Below are 16,858 nucleotides of genomic sequence, written 5' to 3' on the forward strand. Positions count from 1 at the left end.
CCCTTCGACGCTCTCAAAGACGAGGAACACCCCATGGTCGACACCGACAAAGCCGAAATCATCGAGATCATGAACATGTACGCGTTCGCACTTGACACGCACCAGTGGGATCTGTTCGACCGGGTCTTCACCGACGACGTGGTCGCCGTGTTCGGCCCGGCTGGCGCAGGCTGGCACGGCCTCGACGTGTTCAAAGCTTCTTTCGCCGAATTCCACGACCGTCTCGACAGCCACCAGCACACCATGATGGGTCACCTCGTCGAGGTCGACGGCGACACCGCTCACGCCTTCAGCTACGGCAACTGGCTCCTTGTCCGAAACGATGCCGAGGGCGGCCCCACCTGGACGGGAACGGGATGGTACGACGATGAAGTCGTGCGGACGGCGGCGGGTTGGCGCATCAAACACCGCGTGTGCCGTCTGCAGGGCTGGAGCGGCAACCCGTCGGTGCCCGAACCTCACAACGAGCACAATCCCGACATGAACGTGAAAGTACTGCACGAGTTCGCCGCCGCAGGCGACATCGGCTTCCTCAACGCACTTGCGGTGAAGAAGTAGCGGTGAAGGCTGATGTTCTGATCGCCGGAGCAGGTCCGGTGGGTCTGTTGACCGCGATCCTTCTCGGACGTGACGGCCATCGCGTCACGGTGATCGAACGGTGGCCGGCGCGGTACCCCCTGCCACGGGCCTGCACCATCGATCACGAGGCTCTGCGAATCCTGCAGTCTGCCGGAGTGATGGCCGAACATGCAGACCTGTTCGAGCCCTCCCGAGGCGAACGAGGGGGCTACCAGATCCGCAACGGTGAAGGCGCGCTACTTCGCGCGATCGACTGGAACCGCGCCGCCGAGTCGGGTTGGGCGAACACCAACGGGTTCTACCAGCCCGACCTCGAAGCCGTGCTCGAGTCGATGGCTGCCGACATCCCCACCGTCGATGTGCGCCGGGGCTGGTCTGTGGCCGCGGTGACACAGGATGCCGCGACCGTCAGTCTGACGGTCTGCCGAACGGGTGACGAAGCCGAGCAGGAGACCCTCGTCGGCAGCTGGCTGATCGGCGCCGACGGCGCGAACAGCGCTGTGCGGGATCTCGTCGGCATCGAGAGCGTCGACTCTGGATTCGAGGCGGACTGGCTGGTCGTCGACTATGAGCCCCTCGACGACCGGGAGTGGGAGGCGTTCGTCACCCAGTACTGCGACCCCCGACAGCCGGCGACGGCGGTCAACAGCGGTCCCGGGCGCCGAAGGTTCGAGTTCATGCGCCGTGCGGATGTCACAGCGCTCGAGCTCGCTCGCCCCGACACCGCCTGGGCCCTCATGGCGCCCTGGAACGTCACGCCCGAGAACGCCCGTCTGGAGCGGCACGCCGTCTACACCTTTCGCGGCACGCGGGTCACCGAATGGCGGCGCGGTCGCGTCCTCCTGGCCGGCGATTCTGCCCATCTGATGCCTCCCTTTCTCGGCCAGGGGCTCTGTTCGGGACTCCGCGACGCGAGTTCGCTGGCCTGGCGGCTCTCGCTCATTGAATCGGGTGCTGCCGGGTCGGAGATCCTCGACACGTACGGCTCCGAACGGAGTGCACACGTGCGGGAGATCATCGACGCCGCCGTCGCCATCGGCCAGACGGTCTGCGAGCTCGATCCTCTGAAAGCAGCCAAACGTGATGCCAGGATGCTGGCAGAGCTGAGCGACCCCGACGCGGTGACGGTCGATCCCCCTCAACCCCGGCTCGGCGAACCATCCATGACCCGACACGGCGATGTCTGGGCTGGGCGGCTCTCCGTCCAGGCCCGTGTCGAGGTCAACGGCCGCGCGGCACTGTTCGACGACATCCGCGGGGGGCGGTGGCAGCTCATCACCTCGGAAGCCGATCCGGAGGCCCTGCTGTCGCCCGAGCTGTCGGAGTGGTTCACCGGTATCGGGGGCACCATCACCTCCGTCTCTGCCGGAGAGCCCGTGCGTGACATCGACGGCCGCTATCGATCCTGGTTCGAGAACCACGGATGCACGGCGGTGCTGTCCCGACCCGACTTCTACATCTACGGTACCGGCATGGCCGCGGATGTCGCCCCGCTGCTCACCTCGCTTCGAGAGAGGTTGCACAGCTCATTCATACCCACACAGGAAGGTGCACGATCATGACGATGCGTGTGACGAGAATCGACGACGCCGAGCCTTTCGACCCGGTCGGCCACCACGGGGTGGGACCGGTGCGCCTGCAGGGCGGCGAGTCCACACCAACGACTGATTTCACCGTTGTGCTGTCGCACTACCTGCCCGGCGGCACGGCCGAACTCGCACCCCAGGTCTCTGAAACGGTGTATGTTGTGCTCTCCGGCGAGCTGGTGATGACCAGCGATGGCGACGAGCAGGCGCTGGGCCCGTTCGACTCGGTGCACTTCACCGTGGGAACCTTGCGCACGGTGGAAAACCGGACTCATCTCCCGGCCAGCATGCTCGTCATCCGGGCGGTGGACTGATGCGCGTCGTCGGGGCCCGAACGAGCGACGGAAGCGTGTTCGTCGGGGAACTCAGCGAGGACGGCGGCCGGGTGACCGTGTTCGCCGACAGGGACACGTTCTGGGCGTCACCCGCCGCACATCTGGAGGCGGGGCCGGGCGGGCCGACCCTTCAGTTGTCGGCGGTCACGATCGTGCCGCCCGTGGTGAACAACGCCCGCGTGCTCTGCATCGGTCTCAACTATCTCGATCACGTGAAGGAGGGGTCGTTCAAGGACGAGTCGCTTCCCGAGGTGCCCACCCTTTTCGCCCGGTGGCCGCAATCTCTCTCCAGTGACGGCGCCGAGGTGCCGGTCCCGTCGGGCGAGGACGGTTTGGATTGGGAGGGCGAGGTGGTCGCGTGGGTCGGATCCCGGCTGGTCGACGCTACTCCGGAGGAGGCTCTTGCTGCCGTCGTCGGCTACTCGACGTTCAACGACATCACCTCGAGGCGGGCGCAGAAGCAGACCTCGCAGTGGATCATGGGCAAGAACGGCGACAGTTCCGGGCCGCTCGGGCCGATGGTGCCGGCAGCCGAGGTCGGTGATCTCCGAGACGGGCTGCAGGTGCAGACGCGCGTCAACGGTGAGGTCGTGCAACACGGAAGCACCGCCCAGATGATCTATGGGGTCGGCGAGACGCTGGCGCACATCTCGCGAAGCTTCACCCTGAACCCCGGCGACCTTCTCGCCACCGGCACGCCGTCGGGCGTCGGCTACTCGCGTACTCCCCCGTGGCTGCTGCAGCCGGGCGACGTCGTCGAGGTCGAGATCGAGAGACTCGGGGTGCTGACCAGCCACATTGTCGATAACGGCCACCGTCTGAAAACAGACCACGCGTGATCCTCGTTACGGCGAACGGAGACCAGGGCTCGGCCCGTGCCGCCGGTGTGGCAGGGCGCCCGGTTACTCCGTGATGAGGAGTCCGGCGTGCTTCGCCACAGCCTTGCGGGTTCGCGAAACATCACCGTCGATGATCGCCGCGACGAGTTCCGCGTGGGTCTCGACGCGCACGTGGAGCCACTCGTCTGCGGACTCCGGGGCGTCATCGTGCATTGCCGCAACCGCGTGCTCCCGCACGAACCGAGTCATGGAGAGGTAGAGCGCCGAGGCCGTCTGGTTCGGGGAGATGAGGGAAATACGTTCATGCAGATCCCAGTTGGCGAGCAGGAACGGCGTCGTGCCCTTCGCCGCGGCCGTGTTCAGCCTGGCCAGCAGTCTCTTCATGTCGGCGATGTCGGCGGATGTACGGTGCTTGGCCGCGTCGGCGTCGATCAACACCTCGAGTGCCTCCCGCACGGCGACCGCCTCAGCGACGGAGGCAGGAGCGTCAGTGACCGCGAGCAGCGTGTGCCGGATGCGGACCATCGGGCCGGCAGCGGTCGCGAAGAGGCCTCCGCCGCGCCCCGGGCGGATCTCTGCGAGCCCCCGGTCGGCGAGCAGACGGATCGCTTCTGCAACGGTGGAACGCGCGAAGCCCGAGCGCGCCCTCAGAGAATCGATCGTGCCGATCAGTTCGCCGGGTTTGAACTCACGGTCGAGGATCTGCTGCTCGATCTCGCTCGCCAGCACGTTTGCACGCGTTACGCCCACGAACGAATTCATGGGCCCACTCTAGCAAGAACCGTCACAACCGTTGCCCGGTTTGACGCGATCACCACGACCAGTCGTTGGCCCGGAGCTCCATGCCGGCACTCGACGTCGTGCGCGTCGACAGATGCGAGCCGTGCTCGGCAAGGTGAGCCTGGTGAGCCTCCAGCGAGTCGTGGGCGAAGTCGTGCTCGAAGTCGCGGATCACCGAATGGATGTGATTGCCGTTGTCGACCGCATTCACGAGTTCGATCAGCAGCGACCGCGTCTGTACCCGGAAGTAGTGCGGCGTGCCGCGAACGAAACCGCCAGCCCAGGCGAAGCGGATGCCCGTGGGGCCGTCAGCGGCGAGCTGTGAGCGGTATTCTGCGGCGGCCGCTGCAGGCAGACGCGCGAGGAACGTCTCGACCAGGCGGTCGAGCGTGGCCCGCTGGGACTCGTCGAGCTCATCTCCCGCGATGCCGGAGGGCTCAGCGCGCACGAGGGCCAGCGCCTTCCTGTCGTCGGTCGTGATCTGATACTGCGGCATGCCGAGGTCGTAGTGGTCGGGATATTCGAGGGCCCCGATGTGAGACACCTGGCGCGAGACGAAATCGGCGGGAGCGACATCGTGGATCACAGCCGAGATGCGCTGCTGGTCATCCAGTGACTCGATGAGCGCGAAGCCGAGACCCTCGTCGTCGGCGAGAGGGTTGAGCACCCCGGCGCCGATGACCGGCTGTTGGCCGAGTGCGCTGGGGGTGGTCGAGATCCAGCGCTGGTTGACGATGGTGACATTGAGGCACACGTGGTGGCCGAGGAAGCGCAACGACCAGGTGTCTTCGAACCCCGGCCTGCCGAAGATGCTCAGGAAGTACGAGTCGGAGGTACGCCAGAGCGGCGCCCCGACTCCGAGAAAGTCAGCCTCGATCTTGCGGAGCACGTGCTCGAGCTGCATGATCGCGAGGATTTTCGTGTAGACCTCGTGCGACACGACGAGCCGGACGAGGTCGAGCACGACCACCTTCTGGTGACGATCGAGAGTGTGCAGCGAGACACCGATGCGGTCGGGTTTGGGGATGATGTCCCAGTCGAGCCGCCGTGGGTCGTCGAAGTCGAAGACGGCCGCCGCTCGCTGGTCGGCGGAGAACGTGTCGAGCAGGCCGATGACGCCGACCAGGAGCTTCTGGATGGTCTGTGCGTCTTCGTACGGGGGATTCGTCACTGAATGTCCTTTGTCTGACGTAAAAGGCTCTAACCATTATGGCCTTTGCTGCCCCGAGAAGTAAATCATCGCGTGATGATAAAAGATCTTGACACTGAACTACCGCGGTGCGCATAATCGAAAACATCGCAACCATTGCGAATGTTGAGCGAAGGAGCTCTCGTGACCGCTGTTCCAGCTGCGATCATCGACCGGCCAGGCGCCGAACCGCGGACGGGATCGATCGACCTGCCGCAGCGTGAACCGGGCCTGACGTTGCTGGCCGTGTTGGCAGCACCTCTCAACCCTCTCGACCTCCTGATCGCCTCCGGCGGTTTCCACTCAGCCCGCCACGAAGAGCCGTACGTGCCGGGCAGCGAATGCGTGGGCACTGTGCTGGAATCCGACTCGCACCCTGTCGGCACGACTGTCTATGCCGAGCTGCACGTCTCCCCTGCGGCGCCCGGCGCCTTCGCAACCCACGTGCTCGTCGCCGATCACCTCATTACCATCCTTCCTGCGGGTATTGATCCTGTGCGAGCTGCGGCAGTCGGGAATTCGGGGATCGCCGCGTATCTGCCCCTCATCGAAACCGTCGCCCTCCGTGCCGGAGAGACGGTGCTCGTGCTGGGCGCAACAGGTGCTGTCGGCCAACTGGCTGTGCAGGTCGCCCACCGGCTCGGTGCCGGGCGAGTGGTCGGCGTGGCGCGAGACCGTGAGGCGCTCGAACGATTGCTGACGATCGGCGCAGATGCCGTGGTCGAGTTGCGCGCGAACGAAGAGGCAGAGCAACTGGCGGAGCGCATCCGCGCCGTATCCGGCCCGGTCGACGTCGTCTTCGACGGCATCTACGGACTGCCGCTCGAGGCAGCACTCCACGTCGCTGCGCCTCGGGCGCGCCTCGTGAACGTCGGCAACCTGGCCGGCCCGACCGCCGAAGTGCCGGCCGGCCTGCTTCGCGGAAAGCAGCTCACACTCTCCGGCTTCGCCGGAATCAATGTTCCTCCAGCAGAGAAGCAGGCAGCTCTCGCCTGGCTCTGGAAAGCGGTCAGCGCCGGCGAACTCGACCTGGCGATCACGACCGTCACGCTCGAAGACCTTCCGCGCGCCTGGCGAGCCCAGGCCGCATCTCCGCACGCGAAGTACATCGTCGTGCCGAATCAGACCGACGAAAGTGAGAACCGATGACCCTGCCACCGACTGAAGGCCCCGTGTCGACCGGACTGTTCACTGGCCCGACAGTCGGCGTCGCCTATGCAACACCCACCCTCACCGGGCGCACGAACGAACGTGGCGAGTTCGAGTACCGAGCGGGAGAATCGGTGGTCTTCTCGATCGGCGGACTCGTTCTGGGCTCCGCCGAGGGCGCACCCCGCGTGAACCTCGCCCAGCTCGTCGACCGCAACGACGGAAAGCTCGACCGACTGCACGACCCGATGGTCACGAACCTCGCCCGTTTCGTGCAGACCCTCGACCGCGACGGTGACTACGAGAACGGTGTGACCATCGCTCCGGCGGTTCACAACCTGATCGGCCCGACCGTGCTGAACCTCAACCAGGCGGCCACTGATGCCGAAGACGTGACCGAAGCCTCGGCCGGCGCCACGAGCCCGGGTACCGCAGCCATGGTCGCGTTCTCGACCGACCAGACGATCACGTTCGCCACCGACCCCACGGTGCGCGCGCTCCTCGCCACGCTCAACAACGCGCCGGGTGTGTTCACGGCGAACACGCCGCGGGGACTCCGCAACGCGGCGGCGGCCCGCAATGAGCTGCGGCGCAACATCCGGGGCATCATCAAGCTGACCGACGTGCGCATGCCCACGCGCGACGGCTCATATGTCTGCGCCGACATCTTTTTGCCCGACGACGGCCGGCAACATCCGGTGATCATGAACCAGGGCTTCTACGGCAAGAGCTTCGACCACGGCACGATCGGCAGCCCCGAACAGGCCGAGGCCAAGGAGGAGCTGGAAGACCGGTACTTCACCGGCAACCCCGACGGCCTCCAGTACGAGAATCACGAGAGCGTCGACTCCGCCGTATGGGTACCGAAGGGATACGTGTGCATCCGCGTCGACGCGCGCGGTGTCGGAAACAGCCCAGGACTCCAGGCGCCGTTCAGCAGACAACAGGCGGAGGACTACTACGACGCCATCGAATGGGCGGGCACCCAGCCCTGGTCGAACGGCAATGTGGGCCTCTGGGGCATGTCCTACCTCGCGATCACCCAGCACACCGTCGCGAGCCTGCAGCCGCCACACCTGAAGGCAATGGTCGCACTCGGCACCGACTCCGACCTCTACAACGAGGCGCTCTACGGAGGTGGGCTCTACGGCGAAGGCTTCTGGACCTGGTGGCGGGCAGCGATGACGGGCCACAACTTCCACGGCGAGCGCGCCGAGACCGACTGGCTCGATCGAATGCTCGCCACGCCGTTCGACGACCCCGAGGCGTACGGCGAACACGGCGCGATCTTCATGAAGCCCGATATGTCGAAGGTCACGACGCCGGTGTGGATCGTCGGCCCGCAGACCGGTGTGGTCATCCACCAGCTCGGCAGCAGTGAGACCTTCATCCGGTCGACGGGTGTCGAACAGAAGAGGTTCGACTTCGTCGACGCCTGGTTCCCACACAGTTACAAGCACTCCACCATCGACGACCACGAGCGCTTCTTCGACCACTTCCTGAAGGGCGAAGACAACGGCGTGATGGCGGGCCCGCCCGTGCGGGTGCAGGTGCGCACCGGCAACGGCGGGCACCACGTCCTCGAGGAGAACGAGTGGCCCATCGCCCGCACCACCTACGAGCGCTGGTACCTCGACGCGACGGCCTCCGAATGGTCGGGAGACAGTCACGGCAGGGAGCTGCTGAGTGTCCGGCCAGCAGCCCCGACCGAGGGAGCGTCGGCGTCCTACTCCGCCGAACTCGATCGCGGGCATCCCATCCCCGCGCCGACGGGATACGTGGGCGGAACGCCGCGCTGGTCGACGGGTGTCTCGTTCGTCAGCGAACCTGTCGAGGAGGACATGCTGCTCGCCGGGTACATGAAGGCCGGGCTCTGGGTGTCAGCGACGACCTCTGACCTCGACCTGTACGTATCCCTCCGGATCATCGACGAGAACGGCCGCGAGATTCGCTACGAATCGCTCGTTCCGCCCATCGATCCGGCGAACATCCACCCGGTGGGCCACGGCCTGCTCAAGGTATCGCACCGCACGCTCGACGAGAGGCGCTCGACCGACCACTGGCCGGTTCCGTCTCATGCCGAGGCCGACCATCGGCCGCTCCAGCCCGGAGAGGTCGTCTACGCCGAGGTGGGCCTGTACCCCTCGACCGCGCTGATCCGCCGCGGGTCGCGACTGCAGGTGGATGTTCAGCCCTACTCCCCCGCCGGCATCCCCTCACGGGCTTACGACGAGAGCTACCACGCCGGAGCAACGAACACGATCCACACCGGAGCCGAACATCCCAGCTTCATTCAGCTGCCCATAGTGCCGGCGGACACCGCATCCGCCAGCCACGCAGCATCCACAGACCTCGCAGCAGACAAGGAACAGTGACCATGGCCGCCACACTCGACAAGATAGAACGCCTGACCGAGATCCTCGGAAAGCTCCGCGCGCTGGGCCCGACCCTGCGTGAGCGAGCACTCGAAGCCGAGCGCGCCGGGCGACTCTCCGACGAGACCATCGCCGACCTCGCCTCCACCGGGGCATTCGATATCGCGAGCCCCCGCGAGTTCGGCGGCGAGGAACTGTCGGTGAGGCAACAGCTCGACGTGATCGTTGAGGCCTCGAAGTGGGACGGCTCCGTCGGCTGGGTCGTCTGGGCGGGAGCTTCCACCGACTGGATCCCTGCCGGTTCAGGCCCGCGCGTTGTCGAAGAGGTTTACGGGCCGGAGTGGGCGGGCCCGCGAGTCGCCGGATCGAGCCACTTCCCCGCCAGCCGAGGCCGAGCGAAGCGAGTCGACGGCGGCTGGATCCTCTCAGGCGGACCCTGGACATTCGCGACCGCCTCGCTGTGGGCCCCCTACACGAACCTCGGATGCATCGCCGAAGACGACCACGGCGGAACATATCTGGTTGCCGCGCAGGTTCCCCGCAGCGAGCTGGTCTTCCTCGATGACTGGCACGTCGCCGGCATGCGCGGTACCGGCAGCATCTCCGTGAATCTGCGAAGCGATGAGCTGTTCGTGCCCGAGTACCGCGGGGTCGACTTCCGCCGGATCACCTCCGGCGCCATCGAGAGCGGTCTGGCCGGCTCCCTCTGGAAGGCGCCGGCTCTCGGCTGGTCTTTCAGCCTGATGGCGGGCATGTCGATCGGCATCGCACAGGGCGCGCTCGAACGTTTCCTCGAGCGATCGGCGGGCCGAAGCATCCGGGGCACCTCGTACAAGAACCAGCTCGAGGCGCCGCTCACGCACCTCATGCTTGCCGAGGTGCATTCAAAGATCCAGTCCGCGACCCTGATGATGCGCGCCAACGCCGACGAGACCGACCGGCTCGGCGAGCTGGCCGCCGCCGGAACGCCGGCTGACGCGGACGACATGCAGCGGTTCAGCGCCCGCGTGCTGATGGAGACTGCCTACGCCGCCAAGTGGTGCGCCGAAGCGATCGAGCTCCTGCAGCGCAACTCCGGGGCGACCGCGATCATGGACTTCGAGCCCATCCAGCGGTCGTGGCGCGATGCCCGCGTCATCACCCTGCACGGGGCACTTAACCTGGAGGCCCTCTCCGAGAACTTCGGGCGACTGATGGCGGGCATTCAGCCCCACCAGTTCGCCGGAATCACGACGCTCGACCGCTTCGCTCCCGCGCCCGCCAGTCGTTGATGAATTAAATCAACGTACGTTGATTTAATTCATCTTCAGACGTACGCTCGGAGACAACACACAGCACTGGCCTCACGGCCCGTAGAAAGAAGGAGCTCACGATGAGTGAAGACATGAAGATCTACCTGCCGTCCAGCCCGCTGCCGGCACCTCGCACCGGAGTCCTGACAGCCTTCGATCCCGGCACCCGCACCCTCGAGGCCGGCTTCCAGGTCGCCCCGCCGTTCAAGCCGATCCCCGTCGATATCGTCTTCGAGAAGGATGTCGCAATCGCTCTTCGCGACGGAGTGACGGTCCACGCGGACATCTTCCGGCCCGTCGGCCCGGAGAAGGTGCCCGTCATCGTCGCCTACAGCCCCTACGGCAAAGCGCAGGGCACCTCACCGAGCGTGATGGGCGTCTTCGGTCTGGTCGGGCTCTCGAACTCAATCGTCTCCGGGCTCGAAAAGTTCGAAGGACCCGATCCCGCGTTCTGGGTGGAGCAGGGCTACGCCATCTGCAACCCCGACATCCGCGGCGTCGTCGACTCCGACGGCGACTCCGTACTCTGGGACCGACAGGATGGCCGCGACGCCTACGACATCATCGAATGGCTTGCCGAACAGGAATGGTGCACAGGCAAGGTCGGCATGAGCGGCACCTCCTATCTGGCGGCCACGCAGTGGTTCACCGGTGCCGAGCAGCCCCCGCACCTCGCGGCCATCAATCCGTGGGAAGGGGTCAGCGACGTCTACCGCGACCTCGTCATGCGCGGCGGAATGCCCGACATCGGGTTCGGCCAGCAGCTCCAGAACGGCAGCTTCTTCGGCAGGAACCGCAGAGAGAACATCGTGGCGGAGGTCGAACAGTATCCGCTCATCAACGACCTCTGGGCCAACAAGATTCCCGACTTCGAACGCATCACAGTGCCCGCCTATGTCGTGGCGAGCTACTCGAACACCCTGCATACAGCTGGCACCTTCCGCGCCTGGCGCCGCATGGCGTCAGAGCAGAAGTGGCTGCGCGTGCACAACAGCCAGGAGTGGCCCGACTACTACGACGAAGACAACCAAGCGGAGCTTCTGCAATTCTTCGACCGCTACCTGAAAGACGAACAGAACGACTGGGACAAGACCCCCCGAGTGCGTTATTCGCTGCTCGACCTGGAAGGCGGCGACCGGGTGGCCATCGCGGCCGACCAGTTCCCGCCCGCTGAGGCGCACTCGACGAAGTACTACCTGAATGGTCGCACCCGCACCTTGGACACGGCCGCGCCCACCGACGACGTTCCGACCGCATACGCCGCCGCCTCGAACCCCAATGCTGTCTCATTCCTCACCAGCTTCGATGTGGAAACCGTGCTGGTGGGCTATCCCAAGGCTCACCTCTTCGTGGAGGCCCGGGATGCAGACGACATGGATCTGTTCGTGCTCATCCAAAAACTGGATGCCCACGGTACCCCGCTCGAAGCATTCACGACGCCCAACCGGAGTGCGATCATCCATGACCTGACCGACTACGGCGCAACCATCCTGAAATACAAGGGTTCGGATGGGCGGCTACGGGTTTCCGCGCGCAACCTCGACAGTGCGCTCAGCACCGAGGAGGTTCCGGCCCACACGTTCGACGTCGTCGAGAAGCTCGCACCGGGCCAGATCGTCGACATCGAGATCGACCTGCTCCCGCTCGGGCTCGTCTTCTACCCGGGAGAGCAACTTCGGTTCGTGATCAGCGCCCGCAACCTGCTCGGCACGATGATGCCTGGAATCCAGGAGTTCGTGCCTGCAAACAGTGGGCAGCACGTCATCCACACCGGAGGCGAGCACGCCTCCTACCTTCAGCTGCCGGTGCAGACGCGCTGAGCACACTCCCGCAACGGCGTGCTCGACATTCTCCTGGGCTACATGACGACACCGAGCTGAGCGCTGTGCGCTCCAGCCGAGAGAATGGCCTGGATTGCGGGGGCGATGTATCCCACCAGCGAGTCCCGGTCCTGCCTGACGAGTGCGTCCAAGCCGACCAACCGTCGCCCCACGACGACACCGACGAGCATCGATGATGCGATCTCGATCCGGGTTTTCATGTCGGCGTCGTGCTGCAGCCGCGGACCAAGGTCGACGAGCACCCTCTCCTGAATGAGGTCCCTGAGCTGAGTGGCCGCCTGTTCGCTTCCGATAGCGGCGCGGAGGAGGGCCTGCAGCGGCTCGGACTCTCCTGGATCCCCATCCCACACCTCGAAGAAGGCGCGCGTGACCCGCTCACCCAGAGAGGCTTCGGGACCGTCGAACGCTTCGGCGATCCGGGAAATGGTGTTTGGTCCCGACGCGATGACGGCGGCGAAGAGTTCGTTCTTCGAGCCGAAGTACTGCATCACCAGGGAGGCGTCGACCCCCGCGTCACCTGCGATACCCCTGATCGTCGAACCCGAAAAGCCGTCTTTCGCAAAGCGGGCACGAGCCGCGAGCAGGATGGCTTCGCGAGATGCACGGGAACCCAACCGAGGCCCCGTACTGAGACCTCTGGCAGAAGGAGCCTGATCAATCGACATATTCGAAGTCTAGGTAAGAAAGTTCTCAACAACTGTTGAGAACTAAACTTTGCGGTCGTACGCTGGGCCTCACGCTCCCGATCTCTGAACAAAGAGGAATGCAAAATGGCACAACGAAGTGCACGTCTCATCCGTATCACCATGCCGAAGGCCGGCCAGAAATGAAGACGCTGGAGGAATTGAGCGCACGCGCAGAGATCCACGACGTTCTGCTGCGGTACTGCCGCGGCCTCGACCGGGTCGACATGGATCTGGTTCGAAGCGCTTTCTGGCCTGATGCGTGGGTGCAATTCCCTCAAAGCCTGCACCGCGGCTCCGTCGACGGGTTCGTCACCTTCCTCTCAGGCGAGATGCCGCGATTCGTTCGCACAATGCACCTGCTGGGCAACAGCCTGGTCGAGTTCGACGGGCCCACCATCGCTCACGTCGAGACGTACCTGAACGCCGACCACCAGGGTACCGAGGTCCACCAGTGGGCAAATGAGAACGTCAAACTGTGGGCTCGATACCTCGACCGGTTCGAACAGCGCGACGGAGTCTGGCTCATCGCCAAGCGCGCCCTCGCAACCGGGTGGATGTTCCGGTACCCCAAGGAGGGATGGTTCGACGATCATCCCGATGCTTCGGCAAGCGGGAGGGACGGGAACGACCCGGCCGTAGAGCGCATCGCAGGCTTCGAAGGAACCCCCGTTTCACGAAAGGAATGGCCATGATCACCACGACCGCCCTGCCGCAGGCAGCGGAGATCATCGCTCGGGTCGTCGAATTGCAGCCCTGGCTGCGCGACCAGCAGGCGATTGCCGAGCAGCAACGCCGAATCCCGCAAGAGACGATCGAGCGTCTGAGCGAGGCTGGTGTTTTCAGCCTCTCGAAACCAAAACGCTACGGCGGAGCCGACTTCACCACCCGCGAAATGCTCGACATCTATCGGGCCCTCGGTTCAGGGTGTGGAGCCACCGCGTGGGTGGTGTGGGCGACCGCTGGCGGCAATATGTGGAGCAATGCCTTCGCGGACGAGGTCGTCGCCCCTGTATACGAGACGCCGTGGGTGGGCAACCGCACGTTCGCCGTGGGAGGCACGAGCAGGCACATGTCGGGCACCGCGACGAAAGTCGACGGCGGCTGGATGGTGAAGGGCGCCTGGCCGTTCGCCACCGGAAGTGTTCACGCGTCACATGGATATCTCGCCGTCTTCTACGACGACACCGACGACTCGAAAGTCGGGATGGTGCTCATCCCCAAGGAGCAGCTGATTGCCCGAAACGACTGGGATGCAATGGGCCTCGCCGCGACCGGCAGCCAGACAATGGCGACGGATGGTGAGCTCTTCGTACCCGACGAGAGGTTCGGCTTTCCGGCAGAGCTGGCGGCTCGCACGGCAGAACTCGTATCTCAGGGGCGTGGTCCCCGGCGCGGCGGCCTGCCACGTTCGATCGTGTCGAGCACAGGAGTCGCGCTCGGAATGGCAGATCAGGCCATGGAAGTCTTTCTCGCGTCCATTGGGCGCCGGAGCGTTCCCTATTCTCCCTACACTCGGCAGGTCGATGCGCCGGTGGCCCATCACATCATCGGGCGTGCAGCGATGCAGATCCGCGCAGCGGGACGCCTCGCGGATGCCACCGTCGCCGAGTTCGATCGTCTCGACGCCGAAAACCGGGATCCGAACGCTGACGAGATTCTGCAGTTCCACACGGATGCTGCGTACATCTGGAACGAGTGCGCGACAGCGATCGAGACGCTGTTGCGTGCATCCGGTGCGTCTGCGATCAGCAAACGGATGCCCTTGCAACTGATCGCGCGTAACTGCCGCGCAGGCAGCTTGCACGCCGCCCACAACGTGGACACCTGGCTGGAGAACCTCGGCCGCTCGATGGTCGGGGTCACCGCCGGGCCCTCCTCGATGAGCGTGCTCGAGCGGCGTTCCTGATGGCCCTCACCGGAGTTCTGGCCGGGCCGATCGCGGGCCTCGCCTACAAGACCCCGACGCACTCGGGTCTGACAAGCGAACGGGGCGAGTTCGAATACGAGGCGGGCGAGCGGATGACGTTCCTCCTCGGCGAGAACGCTATCGGCTATGTGACCGCCGGCCCTCGCCTCCACCTCGCGCAGATCGTTCCACGGGTCGATGGCAATCTCGACAAATTGAAGGATTCGGGTCTCACCAACATCGCTCGTCTGATCTTCACCCTCGGGCGCACCGAGTTCCGTGACGAGGGCACGGCCATCCCGCACAAGGTGCATGACATCATCGGGGCTCGGCGCATCGACTTTCGCCATGACGCCGATTATTCGGCGACCGGACGAATCGACAAGATCCAGCACTTCACGGAAGACCCGGTCGTCATCCGACTGCTGAAAGACCTGGCCGAATCCGGTGTCTTCGGTGAAATTGAACCGCGCACTCTCTGCACCCCAGCGAATGCGCGCAACGAACTGCGCCGGAACGCCCTGGGCATCCTCCGCTTTCGAGACGTGAAAATCCCCCTGGAGAACGGATCGTACGTGCTGGCCGACGTCTTCCGCCCCTCAGAGGCCGGCAGCTACCCGGCGATCGTCAACTGCGGGCCCTACGGGAAAGCGTTCAACCATCACTCGATCGCCAACGCCGCAGACCTCGAACACCATGAACTGGAGGAAGAGCAGTACTTCTTCGGCAATTCGGGCGATCTCCAGTTCGAGAACCACGAAACCGTCAGCACGGCGGTGTGGGTGCCGGACGGCTACGCGGTCGTGAGGGTCGACATGCCGGGAGCGGGCGCAAGCCCAGGACAGCTCGCGCCCTGGGGAATCGCTGGCGCCGAAGCATTCCGAGATGCGATCGAATGGGCAGGCACCCAGCCCTGGTCAAACGGAGCTGTCGGAACCTGGGGCATGTCGTACTTGGCCATCAGCCAGCACGCAGCAGCCAGCCTCCACCCCGAGCACCTCAAGGCCATGATCGCGATCGGAACCGATGTCGACCTGTACGAAGAGGTCGCCTACAACGGCGGGGTGCTGAACGAACAGTTCTGGCCGATCTGGAGGGCCTCCGGTCTCACCCCACCCATCATCGGCGAGCCGAACATCGTCGACTTCGTACAGATCATGAAAGACAGCCCCTTTCGAGACTCGGATCCCGACGCGATCTTCGGCCCGCGCGCCCGGGTGTTCATGAGTCCCGACCTCAGCGACGTGACCGTGCCACTCTGGGCCGTCGCCTCTACGACTCACCTTTCGAACCTCCACCAGCTCGGCGGGAACTCTGCCTACTCAGACACACCGACACCTCATAAGAAGCTCGACCTCTGGGAGGACTGGTTCCAGCGCGCCTACTCGGCGGAAGCTGTCTCCCAGCACAAAGCGTTCTTCGACTACTGGCTCAAGGGAATCGAGAACGGCATCATGGACACCCCGCCGATCCGGCTCGAGATTCGAACCGGGGATGGCACCTCCTACCTTCAGGAAGAGAACGAATGGCCGATCGCGCGCACGGAGTACCCGAAGTGGTACTTCGACGCGCGACCCTCTGACTGGATTGGCTTCGGGATGCGGCCGGACTTTCTGCGCCTCAGTACCACGGTGCCGGGCGAGTCAGCTCAGGCGAGCTATTCTGCACAAATTCAGCTCGCACCCTGGGCCCCCATCGGAAGCCCGCGAATCGATCCCGCATCGGTCGAATCTGATCCCCACGTCACAGGTGTCTCCTTTATCAGCGACCCTCTCGCCCACGATGCGGTCATCGCTGGTTTCGGAAAAGTGCACCTGTGGGTCGAGTCGACGAGTGAAGACATCGACCTGTTCGTGTCCATTCGTGTGATCGACCATGAAGACCGTGAAGTCGACTTCGCCGGATTTACGACGTTCGGTTTTCCGTTCCGAATCGCCCCCCTCACCAAAGGCTGGCTCAAAGTCTCTCACCGCGCACTCGACAAAGACCGGTCGACAGAGATCCAGCCGAGACACACGCACCTGAAAGCGGACTACGCACCCCTCCAGAATGGAGAAATCGTACCGGTTGAGGTCGCCCTCGTTCCGAACGTCGGAAAAATCCTGAAAGGTCAACGCATCCGCGTAGACATCCAGCCCCACGATGGCGTAGCACACGGTTTGACCCACGAGTACAACCCGAGCTATCACGACGGAGCGACCAACAGAATCCACACCGGCCCCGATCACCCCGGTTACATCCAACTGCCCATCATCCCGACCTGACCCAGCGCCGTCGCAGCGCTGGCAATCGCCAGATGAC

At 64.7% G+C, this 16,858-nt stretch carries 14 protein-coding genes; 11 read left to right on the forward strand and 3 right to left on the reverse strand.

Annotation, left to right across the window (positions count from 1 at the left end; genetic code table 11):
- The first annotated feature begins 33 nt into the window (after positions 1–33).
- From B7R22_RS13770 to B7R22_RS13785, 4 genes are read left to right on the forward strand one after another with little or no spacing between them, the layout of a single operon-like run.
- Entirely contained in the window at positions 34–558 is a 525-nt protein-coding gene (locus B7R22_RS13770; protein ID WP_116412306.1) for a nuclear transport factor 2 family protein, read from the forward strand.
- Positions 559–560: 2 nt separating this feature from the next.
- On the forward strand, positions 561–2,141 hold the full coding sequence (locus tag B7R22_RS13775; RefSeq protein WP_172582405.1) for a bifunctional 3-(3-hydroxy-phenyl)propionate/3-hydroxycinnamic acid hydroxylase MhpA: 1,581 nt from the start codon (positions 561–563) through the stop codon (positions 2,139–2,141).
- On the forward strand, positions 2,138–2,479 hold the full coding sequence (locus B7R22_RS13780) for a cupin domain-containing protein (protein WP_216363462.1): 342 nt from the start codon (positions 2,138–2,140) through the stop codon (positions 2,477–2,479). Before B7R22_RS13775 ends, B7R22_RS13780 begins: the two co-directional genes overlap by 4 nt.
- Positions 2,479–3,339, forward strand: a complete 861-nt coding sequence (locus B7R22_RS13785; RefSeq protein WP_116412283.1) for a fumarylacetoacetate hydrolase family protein — start codon at positions 2,479–2,481, stop codon at positions 3,337–3,339. The genes B7R22_RS13780 and B7R22_RS13785 overlap by 1 nt, the downstream gene beginning before the upstream one ends.
- A gap of 63 nt (positions 3,340–3,402) precedes the next feature.
- On the opposite strand, the gene B7R22_RS13790 is transcribed toward B7R22_RS13785, so the two are convergent.
- Both B7R22_RS13790 and B7R22_RS13795 read right to left on the reverse strand, forming a co-directional pair.
- Positions 3,403–4,101: a FadR/GntR family transcriptional regulator gene (locus B7R22_RS13790; protein ID WP_116412284.1), complete on the reverse strand. Its 699-nt coding sequence runs from the start codon at positions 4,099–4,101 to the stop codon at positions 3,403–3,405.
- Positions 4,102–4,150: 49 nt separating this feature from the next.
- Complete coding sequence (locus B7R22_RS13795; protein WP_116412285.1) at positions 4,151–5,290, reverse strand: DUF3500 domain-containing protein; 1,140 nt, start codon at positions 5,288–5,290, stop codon at positions 4,151–4,153.
- A gap of 162 nt (positions 5,291–5,452) precedes the next feature.
- Between B7R22_RS13795 and B7R22_RS13800 the strand changes: the two genes are divergently transcribed.
- The 4 genes from B7R22_RS13800 (at position 5,453) to B7R22_RS13815 (ending at position 11,944) form a co-directional block, all read left to right on the forward strand.
- Positions 5,453–6,457 carry a quinone oxidoreductase family protein gene (locus tag B7R22_RS13800; RefSeq protein WP_172582407.1) on the forward strand — a complete coding sequence of 335 codons (1,005 nt, stop codon included), beginning with the start codon at positions 5,453–5,455 and terminating at the stop codon, positions 6,455–6,457.
- Positions 6,454–8,832: a CocE/NonD family hydrolase gene (locus B7R22_RS13805; protein WP_116412287.1), complete on the forward strand. Its 2,379-nt coding sequence runs from the start codon at positions 6,454–6,456 to the stop codon at positions 8,830–8,832. The genes B7R22_RS13800 and B7R22_RS13805 overlap by 4 nt, the downstream gene beginning before the upstream one ends.
- Positions 8,833–8,834: 2 nt before the next feature.
- The gene (locus B7R22_RS13810) at positions 8,835–10,103 is read left to right on the forward strand and encodes an acyl-CoA dehydrogenase family protein (RefSeq protein WP_116412288.1); all 1,269 of its coding nucleotides are present in this window, start codon (positions 8,835–8,837) and stop codon (positions 10,101–10,103) included.
- Between the two features lie 101 nt (positions 10,104–10,204).
- Positions 10,205–11,944, forward strand: a complete 1,740-nt coding sequence (locus B7R22_RS13815; protein ID WP_116412289.1) for a CocE/NonD family hydrolase — start codon at positions 10,205–10,207, stop codon at positions 11,942–11,944.
- Between the two features lie 38 nt (positions 11,945–11,982).
- Here the strand turns inward: B7R22_RS13815 and B7R22_RS13820 are convergent, their stop codons facing one another.
- Positions 11,983–12,630, reverse strand: a complete 648-nt coding sequence (locus B7R22_RS13820; RefSeq protein WP_116412290.1) for a TetR/AcrR family transcriptional regulator — start codon at positions 12,628–12,630, stop codon at positions 11,983–11,985.
- Positions 12,631–12,809: 179 nt separating this feature from the next.
- Here B7R22_RS13820 and B7R22_RS13825 point away from each other — a divergent pair, with 179 nt between their 5' ends.
- From B7R22_RS13825 to B7R22_RS13835, 3 genes are read left to right on the forward strand one after another with little or no spacing between them, the layout of a single operon-like run.
- Complete coding sequence (locus tag B7R22_RS13825) at positions 12,810–13,343, forward strand: nuclear transport factor 2 family protein (protein ID WP_216363463.1); 534 nt, start codon at positions 12,810–12,812, stop codon at positions 13,341–13,343.
- Positions 13,340–14,557: an acyl-CoA dehydrogenase family protein gene (locus B7R22_RS13830; RefSeq protein WP_172582409.1), complete on the forward strand. Its 1,218-nt coding sequence runs from the start codon at positions 13,340–13,342 to the stop codon at positions 14,555–14,557. The genes B7R22_RS13825 and B7R22_RS13830 overlap by 4 nt, the downstream gene beginning before the upstream one ends.
- Positions 14,557–16,821, forward strand: a complete 2,265-nt coding sequence (locus tag B7R22_RS13835) for a CocE/NonD family hydrolase (RefSeq protein ID WP_116412292.1) — start codon at positions 14,557–14,559, stop codon at positions 16,819–16,821. Before B7R22_RS13830 ends, B7R22_RS13835 begins: the two co-directional genes overlap by 1 nt.
- Positions 16,822–16,858: the final 37 nt, after the last annotated feature.

This window comes from Subtercola boreus, assembly GCF_003399635.1.
Taxonomy (GTDB): domain Bacteria; phylum Actinomycetota; class Actinomycetes; order Actinomycetales; family Microbacteriaceae; genus Subtercola; species Subtercola boreus_B.

Bases quoted from the DNA above. Each gene is read 5' to 3' on its own strand.
- B7R22_RS13790 (WP_116412284.1), bottom strand. From the start codon at position 4,101: ATGAATTCGTTCGTGGGCGTAACGCGTGCAAACGTGCTGGCGAGCGAG.
- B7R22_RS13780 (WP_216363462.1), top strand. From the start codon at position 2,138: ATGACGATGCGTGTGACGAGAATCGACGACGCCGAGCCTTTCGACCCG.
- B7R22_RS13770 (WP_116412306.1), top strand. From the start codon at position 34: ATGGTCGACACCGACAAAGCCGAAATCATCGAGATCATGAACATGTAC.
- B7R22_RS13810 (WP_116412288.1), top strand. From the start codon at position 8,835: ATGGCCGCCACACTCGACAAGATAGAACGCCTGACCGAGATCCTCGGA.
- B7R22_RS13805 (WP_116412287.1), top strand. From the start codon at position 6,454: ATGACCCTGCCACCGACTGAAGGCCCCGTGTCGACCGGACTGTTCACT.
- B7R22_RS13785 (WP_116412283.1), top strand. From the start codon at position 2,479: ATGCGCGTCGTCGGGGCCCGAACGAGCGACGGAAGCGTGTTCGTCGGG.
- B7R22_RS13815 (WP_116412289.1), top strand. From the start codon at position 10,205: ATGAGTGAAGACATGAAGATCTACCTGCCGTCCAGCCCGCTGCCGGCA.
- B7R22_RS13835 (WP_116412292.1), top strand. From the start codon at position 14,557: ATGGCCCTCACCGGAGTTCTGGCCGGGCCGATCGCGGGCCTCGCCTAC.
- B7R22_RS13830 (WP_172582409.1), top strand. From the start codon at position 13,340: ATGATCACCACGACCGCCCTGCCGCAGGCAGCGGAGATCATCGCTCGG.
- B7R22_RS13820 (WP_116412290.1), bottom strand. From the start codon at position 12,630: ATGTCGATTGATCAGGCTCCTTCTGCCAGAGGTCTCAGTACGGGGCCT.